This window comes from Streptomyces sp. CA-250714 (genome assembly GCF_050936705.1).
Lineage (GTDB): Bacteria > Actinomycetota > Actinomycetes > Streptomycetales > Streptomycetaceae > Streptomyces.
On the sequence record NZ_JBNJMI010000002.1, the window covers coordinates 1,856,383 to 1,869,807 of the forward strand.

At 70.4% G+C, this 13,425-nt stretch carries 11 protein-coding genes; 6 read left to right on the forward strand and 5 right to left on the reverse strand.

Features of this window, described 5'->3' with window-relative positions; all coding sequences use genetic code 11:
- The first annotated feature begins 109 nt into the window (after nt 1-109).
- The gene (locus ACQEU8_RS27255; RefSeq protein ID WP_433105616.1) at nt 110-925 is read left to right on the forward strand and encodes an LON peptidase substrate-binding domain-containing protein; all 816 of its coding nucleotides are present in this window, start codon (nt 110-112) and stop codon (nt 923-925) included.
- Nucleotides 926-949: 24 nt separating this feature from the next.
- Nucleotides 950-1,447 (forward strand): Cys-tRNA(Pro) deacylase, encoded by a 498-nt coding sequence (gene ybaK, locus ACQEU8_RS27260; RefSeq protein WP_433105618.1) that lies wholly within the window; start codon nt 950-952, stop codon nt 1,445-1,447.
- Nucleotides 1,448-1,578: 131 nt separating this feature from the next.
- On the opposite strand, the gene ACQEU8_RS27265 is transcribed toward ybaK, so the two are convergent.
- From ACQEU8_RS27265 to ACQEU8_RS27280, 4 genes are all read right to left on the reverse strand, one after another.
- Entirely contained in the window at nt 1,579-2,265 is a 687-nt protein-coding gene (locus ACQEU8_RS27265) for a hypothetical protein (protein WP_433105620.1), read from the reverse strand.
- Between the two features lie 67 nt (nt 2,266-2,332).
- A complete protein-coding gene (locus ACQEU8_RS27270; RefSeq protein ID WP_433105622.1) occupies nt 2,333-3,295 on the reverse strand; it encodes an ABC transporter permease in 963 nt (320 codons plus the stop codon).
- 50 nt (nt 3,296-3,345) lie between these two features.
- Nucleotides 3,346-4,377, reverse strand: coding sequence for an ABC transporter ATP-binding protein (locus ACQEU8_RS27275; RefSeq protein ID WP_433108742.1), 1,032 nt, complete (start codon nt 4,375-4,377; stop codon nt 3,346-3,348).
- Nucleotides 4,378-4,459: 82 nt separating this feature from the next.
- Nucleotides 4,460-5,806: an NYN domain-containing protein gene (locus ACQEU8_RS27280; protein ID WP_433105624.1), complete on the reverse strand. Its 1,347-nt coding sequence runs from the start codon at nt 5,804-5,806 to the stop codon at nt 4,460-4,462.
- A 216-nt stretch (nt 5,807-6,022) separates the two neighbouring features.
- Between ACQEU8_RS27280 and ACQEU8_RS27285 the strand changes: the two genes are divergently transcribed.
- Complete coding sequence (locus ACQEU8_RS27285) at nt 6,023-6,175, forward strand: hypothetical protein (protein ID WP_433105626.1); 153 nt, start codon at nt 6,023-6,025, stop codon at nt 6,173-6,175.
- 494 nt (nt 6,176-6,669) lie between these two features.
- Here the strand turns inward: ACQEU8_RS27285 and dnaE are convergent, their stop codons facing one another.
- Nucleotides 6,670-10,209 (reverse strand): DNA polymerase III subunit alpha, encoded by a 3,540-nt coding sequence (gene dnaE / locus ACQEU8_RS27290; RefSeq protein WP_433105628.1) that lies wholly within the window; start codon nt 10,207-10,209, stop codon nt 6,670-6,672.
- Between the two features lie 167 nt (nt 10,210-10,376).
- Between dnaE and ACQEU8_RS27295 the strand changes: the two genes are divergently transcribed.
- The 3 genes from ACQEU8_RS27295 (at nt 10,377) to ACQEU8_RS27305 (ending at nt 13,325) form a co-directional block, all read left to right on the forward strand.
- A complete protein-coding gene (locus ACQEU8_RS27295; RefSeq protein ID WP_433105630.1) occupies nt 10,377-11,705 on the forward strand; it encodes a DUF2252 domain-containing protein in 1,329 nt (442 codons plus the stop codon).
- Between the two features lie 111 nt (nt 11,706-11,816).
- Nucleotides 11,817-12,518, forward strand: coding sequence for a hypothetical protein (locus ACQEU8_RS27300; RefSeq protein ID WP_433105632.1), 702 nt, complete (start codon nt 11,817-11,819; stop codon nt 12,516-12,518).
- A gap of 42 nt (nt 12,519-12,560) precedes the next feature.
- Nucleotides 12,561-13,325 carry a thioredoxin domain-containing protein gene (locus tag ACQEU8_RS27305; RefSeq protein ID WP_433105633.1) on the forward strand — a complete coding sequence of 255 codons (765 nt, stop codon included), beginning with the start codon at nt 12,561-12,563 and terminating at the stop codon, nt 13,323-13,325.
- The last annotated feature ends 100 nt before the right edge of the window (nt 13,326-13,425 follow it).

Below are 13,425 nucleotides of genomic sequence, written 5' to 3' on the forward strand. Positions count from 1 at the left end.
TCGGTCCCGGCGCGGGCGTACGGAGCCCGCGCCGGGAAGGGCGTCGTAGGCGCCTCGTAAGGCGCACCGGGCCCCGCAGTGGGCGCCGGAGGCTTTAGGCTTACCGGTTGTGACAACCGCGCTTCCGCTCTTCCCGCTCAACTCGGTGCTGTTCCCGGGGCTGGTGCTGCCGCTGAACATCTTCGAGCCGCGGTACCGTGCGCTGATGCGTGACCTGCTCGCGCTCCCCGAGGACGCGCCGCGCCGGTTCGGCGTCGTCGCCATCAGGGACGGTCGCGAGGTCGCACCCGCGGCCACCGGTATGCCCGACTCGGCGCCGCCACAGGGCACCGACCCGACGGCCGGCTTCGGCCCCGACCCGATCAAGTCGTTCTACACGGTCGGCTGCATCGCCGACGCCTCCACCATCCGCGAGCGGGTCGCGGGCCTGGGCGCCCCGGAGGCCGCGGACGCAGCCGAGGAGGCGGCGCCGGGGGCCGACCCCCGCACCAGTACGACCGGCTACGAGGTGCTGGCGACCGGCACCACCCGGTTCCGGCTGCTGTCGGTCGACGCCTCAGGGCCGTATCTGACCGGCGAGATCGAGGAGTTGCCCGAGGAGGAGGGCGACGAGGCAGGCGCGCTCGCCTCCGGAGTGCTGCGCGCCTTCCGTGCCTACCAGAAGCGGCTGGCCAGCGCCCGCGAGCGGACCCTGGCCGCCGGTCAGGAGCAGGATCTGCCGGACGACCCGTCGGTCGTCTCCTATCTGGTCGCGGCGGCCACCGTGCTGGACACCCCGGCGAAGCAGCGGCTGCTCCAGGCGCCGGACACCGCGACCCGGCTGGCCGACGAGCTGAAGCTGCTGCGCAGGGAGACCGCCGTCATCGGCAAGCTGCCGTCGCTGCCCGCGGCGGACCTGACCCGAAGCCCGACCAGCCAGAACTGAACAACCTACCCGGGGGCGGAGCACATGGCGAAGAAGAACAAGCGGCAGGGGTCCGCCACCCCGGCGATCGTCGCCGCGACCGAGGCCGGTATCCCGTTCGAGACCCACGCCTACGAGCACGATCCGGCAGCCCCCTCCTACGGCGAGGAAGCCGCCGAGGCCATGGGTGTGCCGCCGGAGCGGGTCTTCAAGACGCTGGTCGCCGAGGTCGACGGCGCCCTGACCGTCGCTGTCGTCCCGGTTTCCGCCTCGCTGGACCTCAAGGCCCTCGCGTCGGCTGTCGGCGGCAAGCGCGCGGCCATGGCCGATCCGGCGGCGGCCGAGCGCACGACGGGCTATGTGCGCGGCGGCATCTCCCCCCTCGGCCAGCGCAAACAGCTGCCCACGGTGCTGGACGCTTCCGCTGAGGAGCACGCCGCGATCTGCGTCTCGGCGGGCCGCCGAGGCCTGGAAATAGAGCTCGCCCCCTCGGACCTGGCCAAACTGACGGGAGCCGTGATCGCCCCGGTGGCCCGCGCCTAGCTCACCCGCAACGCCTGCGTACCCCGCATGGGGGCTGCGCTTGCCCACCCTGCGCCCTGGGGGCACCTCCCGGCCGGAGGCTGGGGGAGCAGACTGCCCAAGCGCAGATATAGAGCGGCGCCCAGAAGCGCTCAGCTCTTCCAATGCTGCGGGGCGGCGACAACCGCGCCGGGGGCGTCGTCCCGAGGCCCGAAAAGGGCGGTCACCAGCAAATGGACGAGGACGGCCGCGAACGGCCAAGCCAACAGCACCCCGTACGCGTGCAACTCCAGCGGAGCGTCAAACGTGGCGCCCTTACCCGCCGCCTGCGCCGCCGCGGACAAATCCGTCTCGGGGCCGAACAAGACCCCGGCCCGCCACGCCAGCAAGGAACCCAGCACCCCGCCGACGCCGAGGCCGACGACAAGGCCGACGCCGCCCTTCCGGCGGAGCAGGAAGACCGCGAGGCCCGTCACGACGCCGAACGCCAGACCGAGCAGCGTGAAGACACCCTCAGCTCCGATGGCCTCCTCGCCCTCCGGGTGCTTGGGGACGGCGATCTTGCCGTACGCGTACATCGGCACCCGGGGCGCCAGCCACAACCACAGCAGCCCCATCAGCACCCCGACAACAGCGACGGCCACCGCACAGACGGCGGCGTCCCGCAGTTCGCGGCGCACGAGCGGCCCGCCCTCGCCGCCGTAGCCCGCGCTCACCACGTGCGGCGGCGCGGGAGGCGGGGCCGAGGCGGCGGTGCCGGGCTGGTCACCCGGTCCGGGCGGCGGCGCGGAGGGGTGCGAGTGGTCCGGGTTGTGCGGGGAGGGCGTCGGTACGGTCACCCCGCCATCGTGCCAGGTCCGCACCGTACGGGAGGCCCCGGCCCACTCCGCGCACGCCCGGGCGGGGTCAGCGGGTGGCGGCCCACCGGTAGGCCCGGGTGGCGACGGCGAGGGAGAGCACCCCGACCGCCGCGCAGACGCCCAGGTCGGCCACGACATGCCCCCAGTCGGGGTGCGGCTCGAAGGTGCGGGCGAAGGCTTCCACGCCGTAGGTGGACGGCAGCAGGTCCCGCGTCCACCGGACCGCCAACGGCAGCCCACCGGCGGGCAGCACGCCCAGCAGCAGCGCCGCCGACATCCCCAGCTGTCCGCCGAGGGTGGCCAACTCGGGGCGCGGGGCGAGCAGTCCCAGCGCGGCGCCCAGCCCGGCGAGCGCGGCGCCGGCGAGCGGGACGACGGCGACCAGCACCCACAGTCCGCCCAGCGGAAGCTGGTAGAGCACGCTGCCTGCCACCGCCGTCACCAGCACACCGGGCACGGTGAACGACGCGTAGGCGGCCGCGGCCCCCAGCACCACGGACGCTGCCGGTACCGGCAGCGTCGCGTAGTGGTCGAGGCCGCCGCCCGCGCGGAGCTGCCCGAAGTACTGCGCCAGCAGGTTGAGCGCGACGAAGGCGACGACCAGCACGCTGGACCCGGCGACCACGGCCCGCGCCTCCGCGCCGCCGTCCACCACACCGCGCATCAGCACCATGATCCCCAGCGACTGGAACGTCGCGACGAACAGCAGCGGGATCCGCGCCACCCGGGCCCTGGAGAGCTGCGCCCGGTAGACGGCACCCAGCGCGGGCCACATCCGCGCCCGCGGGGCCAGCGGCGCGCCCGGATCCCCACCGGCGGCCACGCCGCCCAAGTCCCCACCGGCGACCGCGCCGCCCGGATCCCCACCGGCGGCCACGCCGCCCAGGTCCCCGCCGGCGGCCGCGCCCACGCCGTCACCGGCGGCCGTACGGTGACCTTCGGTCTCCACGGCACCCGGCGCCGCCGCGTCGCTGTCGGTCCTCGTAGGGCTCTTCACCGTCGTCCTCATCGTCACGCCTCTCCCCCAGCCCGCGGCCGGGGAGGTGCTTTCGTCCGCCCTCACCCTTTGACCAGGCCCTCGGCGCCGTCCTGGCCGGCGGCCCGGCCGCCGAGCGCCACATAGACGTCCTCCAGGCTCGGGGTGGCGAGCCGGAAGTCGTCGAGCGCGGCGAACGCCGCACCCGTGGTGACCCGCGCGACCGCCTCCCGTGCGGCCTCCGGCGGCATCCGCAGCGTCCAGCGGCGGCCGGTGACGACGGCACCGGCGGCGAGCGCGGCGACGTCCGGGAGCTCCACCGGTGCCCTCTCGCGCCACACCAGCTCCAGCCGCACCTCGTCGCCGACGGCCGCCTTCAGTCCGCCGGGGGTGTCACAGGCGATCACCCGGCCCTGGTCCAGCACGGCGACCCGGTCCAGCACGGTCTCGGCCTCGATCACGTTATGGGTGACGAGTAGTACGGTCACCCCTCGCTCGGTACGGCGCCGGTCGACGGCCGCCCACACCGCACGCCGCGCGTGCGGGTCCATACCGGTGGTCGGCTCGTCCAGCACCAGCAGCGGCCGGTCCCCGACCAGTGCCGCCGCCACACACGCCAGCCGCCGCTGGCCGCCGGACAGCTTCTTGAGCGGCCGGGCCGCCAGCGGGGTCAGCCCCAGCTCGGCCAGCACCTCGTCGCGTGCCACCCGGGCCGCCGCGGTCTCCATCCCGCGCAGCCGCGCGGTGGTCTCGGTGGCGAGGGACACGGTCAGCTCGTCCAGCGCGGTGGACTCCTGGCCGAGATAGGCCAGCAGCCGCGCGGCCCGCTCCGGGTGGCGTACCAGATCGTGGCCGAGCACCTCGACCGCTCCGGCGTCGGGCCGCAGCAGGCCGGTGAGCTGTCGTACGAGGGTGGACTTGCCGGCGCCGTTGGGGCCCAGCAGGCCGAAGATCTCGCCTTGCCGCACATCCAGACAGATCCCGTCGGTGGCCCGGACCGCTGGGGCTGCCGGTGTGCCGCGCTGGGCCCGCACCGGCGGATAGGTCTTGACCAGGTCCTCGACGCGCACGGCGGCCCGGATCGGCGTCGTTCCGCTTGCCACCGAGCTGTCCACCGCCTGCCGAGTGCCCGTTCTCACGACCTATGAGGGTACGCGTCCGGGTTCCGCCGCCCCGCTTCGGGCCCGTACCGGCCGGTCAGTCCGCGGCGGGGGCGGCTTCGGCCGAGGTGCCGGAGCGGGCGTCGACCTCGCGCCAGAAGCCCGCGCGGATCGCGTAACGGTCGTGTTCGTCGATCTGGTCGTCCTTGTGCGCGAGCAGCCCGAACCGGGCCGCGTAGCGCAGCAGTTCGCCGTCGATCCGGTGCGGAATCCGTGGATACTCGCCGGAGAGCTGCGTCAGATGGCTGTCGTTGGTCAACCGTTCGATCCAGCGGCGGGCGAAGACCTGGCCGACCTCGTACGGGTCGCCGCTGACCGCGGTGATGTCCTCCTCGCGATCCGCCCAGCGCTGCTCGGCGGTGGTGAGCTGGGCGAGCATCGGCAGCGCCGCCGTCTCGGGCGACTCGCCGGGTGCGGCCCGCTCGACCCAGCCGCGGTCGGACGACCAGCGCAGCGTGGCCCCGGGCGGCCCGGCCTGCGGGCTCGTCTGCTGCCCGTGCCGGCCGAGGTCCGCCAGGTCCTTGGGCGTGGGGACGCCCTCGGTCCGGTTGGGCCCCGCGCCGCCGGACGCGTGCTGTTTGCCGGCCACGGTGTCGCCGGCGGTGTCCGCGCCCGGCTCGGTGTCCTCGGCCCGCGGGTCGGCCGGGGCCGGCGCGGGCGCCTGGCCGGGCGGCCCGGGCGGCACCCCCGGTCCCGCTGGACGGTGCTCGACGGCGGCGTCGCCGTTCTTGGCGGTCTCCGGCAGCGGCGCGGAGAGGATCGCGGCGATCTCCGGGCGGGGTGCGGGCTGCGGCGCGCAGGGCGCGGTGAGGTCCTTGGCGCGGACGACGGGCGTGATCCATGTACGGTCCAGCACGCGCCGCTCGTCCGCCTCGGCGACCAGGTCCTCGGACTGGTTGTAGTCACCGTCGGCGGCCTGCACGGCCCACAGATGGACGGCGACGCCATGCTCCTTCGCCGACATCAGGCCCGGCAGCAGATCGCCGTCGCCGGTCACCAGCACGATGTCGGAGCAGGCACGGTTGCGGGCGAGTTCGGTCAGCTCCGCGTGCATGGCGGCGTCGACGCCCTTCTGCGCCCACCGTCCGTCGCTGCGGGTGAGGGCGCCCAGCCGTACGGTCACCCGTGGCATCACGCGCAGCCTGCGATGCTCGGGCTGGGGGACCCGGTCCGGGGCGCCGTCGAACCAGTAGATACGCAGCAGCGCACGCTGGGTGTCCGCCTCGGCCTGCTGGCGGAGCGCCTGGATGAGACCGGCGTGGTCGACGGTGATCCGCGAGCGGGTGGGTTCCCGGGCCAGGAGGCTGGCGGCGGCGCCCAACAGATAACCGGCGTCCACCAGGACGACGCAGCGGTCCACGACGTTCCACCCACTCTCGGTCATGACGTACAGCCGAGGCTGTGCCTTCGCGTGCCGGCCGTTCCCCGTGTCCTTCGAGTCTGCCCGACCGTACGGGGGTTATCAGCCGGAACTCGATCATCGGCGTGGCGCCTGCGGCTGCTTACTCGCCGTAATTGTCCGACATGCACGGCATTTCGGAGCATGTAACGCTGAACGCGGGGCTGTGTGGAGCCCCTCGTTCAGGAGGCGATCACGATCATGGCCAAGAACAAGAACCGTCAGCAGCCGCGGCAAGGGCGCTCCGCGGAGGAGCAGCGGCGGGAGAGGGAGCGGGCGAAGGCGGCTGCCGCCGAGAGGGCTCCCTCTGACGTCTCCCGCAAAATGAGGGAGCGCCGCTTCGGCCACAACTGACCGCTACCAATAAGTGAGGGCCGCGGGTGGGTTGAGGGCCTCGCCTTGGGCCCTCTCCCGTTGTTGGGGGCGCTGCCCCCAAACCCCCGGTCCTCGCCGGACGGGCGTTGGGGCGGCTCCGCCCCCCAACTGCCCCCCGCTACGGGGGCTCCGCCCCCCTAGGAGCCCCCCCGACCCCATGCCCCCGTCTGGACAATTCGACCCCCGCCCCCGGTCCAGGACCATTCGGTGCGGGTGGCGCCCATATCTGGGGTGGTTGAGAGCGCCCATTGCTCCAACCCCAGATATGGGCGCCACCCGCAGACAAAAGGCAGCAGCTCACGGGCGGTCTGCTCTTACGTCAGTAGAGCCCGAAAGTGCGGAAGGGGGGTCCTAGGGGGGCGAAGCCCACCTAGCGGGGGCCGTTGGGGGGCGGAGCCCCCCGACACGACCCGTCGGCGGCAGCCGAAAAACAAAGGGGGCGTGCCCCCACAAGCGACGGGGCCCTCGCAGGGTTATGCGAGGCAGGAGGGACCCAACAATTCCTTGAGGTCACCAAAGAGCGCGGGGTCCGGGGTCACCCGGTGCCGATCAAGGCGAAGAACCGTCGTCTTCCGCGCCCCCTCAAGACGAACCCGCACCTCACTGGCCCCCCGATGCTGAGCAAGCACATAGCCGAGCTTTTCAACCAGCGGCGGCGTCACCTTCACGGTCGGAATCGTAATCGTGACCGGCGCCGACGCGGACGCCTCACTCAGATCAGGGACCTGCAATTCCATGGCGACCAGCCGCGGTACATCCTCCCGCTTGTCAAGGCGGCCCTTGACGAAAACGATCGCGTCCTCCACCAACTGCGTGGAGACCAACTGATACGTCGCGGGGAAGAACATGCAGTCGATGGACCCCGCCAAATCCTCCACGGTCGCGATCGCCCACGCATTGCCCTGCTTGGTCATCTTCCGCTGAAGGCCGGAGATGATCCCACCGATCGTGACGATGGAGCCGTCGGAGTAATCGCCCCCGGTCAACTGAGCGATAGCGGCGTCCGCCTTGTCGTTGAGCACATGCTCAAGACCGAACAACGGATGGTCGGAGACGTACAGGCCGAGCATCTCCCGCTCCTGCGCCAGCAGATACGTCTTGTCCCACTCCTCCTCGGAGAACTGCACATCGAGTCCGAAGCCGGGACCGGAGTCCTCGGCCTCACCACCGAGATCGCCGAAGAGGTCGAACTGCCCCTCGGCCTCCTTCCGCTTCACCTGCACCACGTTGTCGATCATCGGCTCGAACTGCGCGGTCAGCCCTTTACGCGTATGTCCCATCTCATCAAAGGCACCGGCCTTGATCAGCGACTCGACGGTCCGCTTGTTGCAGACGACGGCTTCGACCTTGTCCAGGAAATCGGGGAAAGAGGTGTACTTCCCCTTGGCCTTGCGGCACTTGACGATCGAGTCCACCACATTCTGGCCGACATTCCGAACGGCGGTGAGACCGAAAACAATGGTGGAGTCGTCCTTCGAGGTGAAGTTCGCCTCCGACTCGTTCACATTCGGCGGGAGCACCTTGATGCCCATCTTGCGGCACTCGTTGAGATAGACCGCCGACTTGTCCTTGTCGTCGCGCACCGAGGTGAGCAGCGCGGACATGTACTCGGCCGGGTAGTTGGCCTTGAGATACGCCGTCCAGTAGGTGACCAGCCCATAGGCGGAGGAGTGCGCCTTGTTGAACGCGTATCCGGCGAAGGGCACCAGCACGTCCCAGACGGCCTGGACGGCGGCGTCGGAGTAGCCGTTGTCCCGCATGCCCTTCTGGAAGTTCACGAACTCCTTGTCGAGAACCTCCTTCTTCTTCTTGCCCATCGCCCGGCGCAGCAGGTCGGCCTGTCCGAGGGAGTAGCCGGCCAGGACCTGGGCGGCCTTCTGCACCTGCTCCTGGTAGACGATCAGGCCGTAGGTGATGTCGAGGACCTCCTTGAGAGGCTCCTCCAGCTCCGGGTGGATCGGAGTGATCTCCTGCTGGCCGTTCTTCCGCAGCGCGTAGTTGATGTGGGAGTTCATCCCCATCGGGCCGGGACGGTACAGCGCCGAGACGGCGGAGATGTCCTCGAAGTGGTCGGGCTTCATCATGCGCAGCAGGGAGCGCATGGGGCCGCCGTCGAACTGGAAGACGCCGAGGGTGTCACCCCGGCACAGCAGCTCGAAGGTCTTGGGGTCGTCCAGCGGCAGATCGAGGAGCTTGAGGTCGACGCCCTTGTTCTTGCGGATCATCTTGACCGCGTCGTCCATGATGGTGAGGTTGCGCAGCCCCAGGAAGTCCATCTTCAGCAGGCCCAGCGCCTCACAGCTGGGGTAGTCCCACTGGGTGACGACCGTGCCGTCGTTCTTCGGCGAGAAGATCGGCGCGTGGTCGATGATCGGCTCGCTGGACATGATGACGCCCGCCGCGTGCATGCCCATCTGCCGCACCAGGCCCTCGATGCCCATGGCGGCGTCGATGACCTTCTTGACGTCCGGCTCGTTCTCGTACATCGACCTGACCTCGCCCGCCTCGCTGTAGCGGGGGTGGTTGGGGTCGGTGATGCCGGAGAGCGGGATGCCCTTGCCGAGCACATCGGCGGGCATCGCCTTGGTGATGCGGTCGCCCATCGCGTACGGGTAGCCCAGCACCCGGGAGGCGTCCTTGATGGCGGCCTTCGCCTTGATCGTGCCGTAGGTGCCGATCATGGCGACCTTGTCGGCGCCGTACTTCTCCGTCACATAACGGATCACGTCTCCCCGCCTGCGCTCGTCGAAGTCGATGTCGACGTCGGGCATGGTGACGCGCTCGGGGTTGAGGAACCGCTCGAAGATCAGCCCGTGCACCACCGGGTCGAGGTCGGTGATGCCCATGGCGTACGAGACGATCGAGCCCGCCGCCGAGCCACGGCCCGGGCCGACCGCGATGCCGTTGTCCTTGGCCCAGTTGATGAAGTCGGCGACCACGAGGAAGTACCCCGGGAAGCCCATGTCGATGATGACCTTCATCTCGTAGTCCGCCAGTTCCTGGCGGTCCTGGGGGACGCCGTCCGGGTAGCGGCGGGCCATACCGCGCCGGACCTCCTCGCGGAACCAGGAGATCTCGTCGTATCCCTCGGGCACCTCGAACTTCGGCATCAGATTCTTGGGCTCGAACATGCCCTCGGTCTCGATGCGTTCGGCGATCAGCAGCTGGGTGTTGCGGCAGCCGGACTGCCAGGCGTCCGAGGAGTCGATGGCATACATCTCCTCGGCGGACTTGATGTAGTAGCCCGCGCCGTCGAAGCTGAAACGGTCCGGATCGGAGAGGTTGCTGCCCGTCTGGATGCACAGCAGGGTGTCGTGCGCCGCCGCCTCGTGCTCGTAGGTGTAGTGCGAGTCGTTGGTGACGACGAAGGGCGCGTTGATCTTCCTCGCGATGCGCTCCAGGCCGTCCCTGGCGCGCTTGTCGATGTCGATGCCGTGGTCCATCAGCTCGACGAAGAAGTTCTCCTTGCCGAAGATGTCCTGATACTCCCCGGCGGCCTTCAGGGCCTCGTCCTCCATGTCGAGACGGATCTTGGTGCTCACCTCCCCCGAGGGGCAGCCGGTGGTCGCCATCAGTCCCTCGGCGTACTCGGCGAGCAGTTCGCGGTCCATCCTGGGCTTGCGGAAGAAGCCCTCCAGGCTGGCGCGCGACTGGGCGCGGAAGAGGTTGTGCAGCCCGGTGGAGTTCCGCGCCCACATCGTCATATGGGTGTAGGCACCGTTACCCGACACGTCGTCCCGCTTCTGGTGCGGGGTGCCCCACTTGACCGGGCGGGTGTTCCTGCGGTGGTCGGGTGCCAGATACGCCTCGATGCCGATGATCGGGGTGATCCCGGCATCCTTTGCGGAGTGGAAGAAATCGTAGGCCCCGTGAAGGTTCCCGTGGTCGGTCATCGCGATATGCGACATGCCCATCTCATTGCAGGCGTTGAACATGTCCTTCAGCCGGGCTGCGCCGTCGAGGAGTGAGTACTGCGTGTGCACATGCAGATGTGTGAAGGGCTTGTCGGTCACGACGAAGGCCACCTCCGGGCGCGGGTCTTCTGGGGCGGCCTAGGAGTCTACGACCCCCCACCGACAGCCGCCGAAGAACCGACCGGGCACCCCGCCACGTCCACGTACGTTGGACACTCGATTCCTCGTACACCGGTTCAGTCCCTACCGCCTTACGGAGCGCACCCATGACCACGGCAGGCCAGGCAGCAGAGCGCGGCGAGACCATCCTGCGGGTCTTCGACACCGCTTTCGGCGACCTTCTCGCCGCCGACCCGGCGGCTTTCCGTACGAAGTTCCGCAAGATGGCGTCCTCCGCCTTCGCGTTCTACCGCGGCACGGCCTGCCTCTTCTACGCCGATCTGCACGAAGAGCGGGACGGCGGCCCGTTCCTCGACGAGCGCACCAGCCGGGTGTGGATACACGGCGACCTGCACGCCGAGAACTTCGGCACCTATATGAACGCCAACGGCCGGCTGCTGTTCAACGTCAACGACTTCGACGAGGCGTACGTCGGCCCCTTCACCTGGGACCTCAAGCGCTTCGCGGCCTCGGTGGCGCTGCTGGGCTACAGCAAGGCGCTCAGCGACGAGCAGATCACCGCGCTGGTGACCACCTACGCCGACGCCTACCGCGACCGCATCCGCGCCACGGCCTCCGGAGTCGCCGGAACCGAGCCCTCCACCCTCACCCTGGAGACCGCCCGCGGCCCGGTGCTGGACGCGCTGCGCGCGGCCCGCGCCAACACCCGCTTCGGGCTGCTGGGCACCATGACGGAGATCCGCGACTGGGAGCGCCGCTTCAGCCCGGGCGGCGGCTCCATCGAGCTGGACAAGGTGACGCGGGACGCGGTCCTGGAGGCGTTCGACGCCTATCTGCACACCCTCCCGCCGCACGAGGGCCGGGACCGGCACGGCGCCCACCGCGTCAAGGACGTGGTGGGCCGCCGCGGCATCGGCATCGGCAGCGCGGGGCTGCCCTCGTTCAACATCCTGCTGGAGGGGCACAGCGACGCCCTGGAGAACGACCTGGTCATCTATATGAAGCAGGCGCAGACCCCGGCCGTCTCGCGGCACATCACCGACCAGGCCGTACGGGACTACTTCCAGCACGAGGGCCACCGCACCGTCATCTCGCAGCGTGCCCTCCAGTCGCACGCCGACCCGTGGCTGGGCTGGGCGGAGCTGAACGGCACGGGCCAGCTGGTGGCGGAGGTCTCGCCCTACGCGGTGGACCTGGACTGGTCGGATCTGTCGGACCCGGACGAGATCGCGCAGGTCACCGCCGATCTGGCCCGCGCGACGGCGACCATGCACGCGGCGGCGGACGAGGCGGAGAGCGGCCACAGCCTGGTGCCGTTCTCCACCGAGCGCGCCATCGACGAGGCGATCTCGGCGGACGAGGCCGGCTTCCGCGAGATGCTCGTCGATTTCGCGCACACCTACGGCGCCCAGGCGCGCCGGGACCACCAGATCTTCGTGGACCTCTTCCGCAATGGGCGTATTCCGGGGGTCTGAGCACGGTCGTCCCGGGTCCGAGCACGGTCGCGGGGGCGCCGGGAAATGCCGGGCCCCCGGATCCGGCCCTTTAGAGACCGCTTACGCGATCCCATGGCACACTCGGTCACCATGGGAGCAGCAGGGGTAAGGACAGCACGCGCGGGGCTCTTCACGGCCCTGTGCGTCACCCTGTCCTCCGGCGCCCATGTGCTCCTCTCCGGCGCCCCCGTCCCGCTGCTGCCCTGTCTCACCGTCTCCGCGGTGATCTTCGCCCTCGCCTTCGCGCTGGCCGGGCGGGAGCGGAGCTTCGCCCGGATCGCGGCACTGCTGATCCCGCTGGAGCTGTCGGCGGACACCGTCTTCACCACCGGCCAGCACGCCTGCTACGGGCAGACGGGCGGGCCGGTGACCGGCCCGCTCCGCTCGGTCGGCCTCGATCTGCTGTGCGGCGGCGGCAGCGTGGGCACGCCGCTGGCGCGGATGGCCGCACGCGGCGGTGAGGCCGGTGCCTATCCGCTGGGCGTGCACGGGGTGCCGGGCCCGGCGCTGCCCTGGCTGCTGCTGGCCGCCCACGTCGGCGTGGGCCTGCTGGGCGCCCTGTGGCTGCGGCGCGGCGAGGCGGCCCTGGCCCGGCTGCTGCGCGCTGTGGCGACCAGCGCCTTCCGCCCCCTGCGGCTCGCGGTGGCGGTCCACCGCGCCTCCCGCGGCAGCGGCCCGGCCCTGCCGCGGCGTACGCCGCACCCCGGCCGTCCCCGCGCACTGCCGCTGCTGACCCATTCCGTACACCGTCGCGGACCCCCCGCGCTCGCCACCGCCGCACCGGCGGTCTGAGCAGGGTTCCCTTTCGCGTACGGACAACGGAGAAGAACAGTCATGAGCAAGCGCAACAGTTCGGAAGCCAAGCGCGCGGCCCGCGAGCGGCTGCGTGCCGAGCGGGAGAAGCAGGCCAAGAAGGAGCGGACGCGGCGGCAGCTGCTGGTCGCCCTCTCGGTGGTCGGAGTGCTGGCCGTGGTGGCCGGTATCGGCATCTTCATCGCCAAGCTGAACGACCAGGACTCCAGCGGCGACGACATGGCCGTCACCACCGCGGGTGCCAAGGCCGAGAAGACCATCGACGTCTACGAGGATCTGCGCTGCCCGGCCTGCGCCAGCTTCGAGCAGGCGGTGGGCGAGCCGCTCCAGAAGGGTGCCGAGCAGGGCAAGTACAAGCTGCGTATCCACCTCGGCGCGATCATCGACGGCAACATGGGCGGCTCCGGCTCCAAGAACGCCGCCCGCGCGCTGGGTGCCGCGAAGGCCGTGAGCGCCAAGGCGTTCGCGGACTACAAGCAGCAGCTGTACTCGGCCAAGTGGCACCCCGAAGAGCAGGGGCCCGACAAGTTCGCCGACAACAACTACCTGCTCAAGGTCTCGGACACCGTCCCGGAGCTGAAGGACAACAAGGCGTTCGAGAAGGCCGTCAAGGGCAAGAAGTACAACAAGTGGGCCAAGGACATGATCGCCAGCTTCAACGGCTCGGAGATCCAGAGCACCCCCACCATCAAGATCGACGGTGAGCAGGTGCAGCCGCAGGACGTGCCCGCCAAGCTCAAGGACATGGGCGTGGACCTGAAGTCGGGCAAGGAGAAGACGAAGTAGCCGACGCAGAACCCGGCGAGACGAGGGGCAGACCGCAACCTGCGGTCTGCCCCTCGTTCTTACTGATGCGTAGCATGGCCGCTCGTGACTTCTACCGACT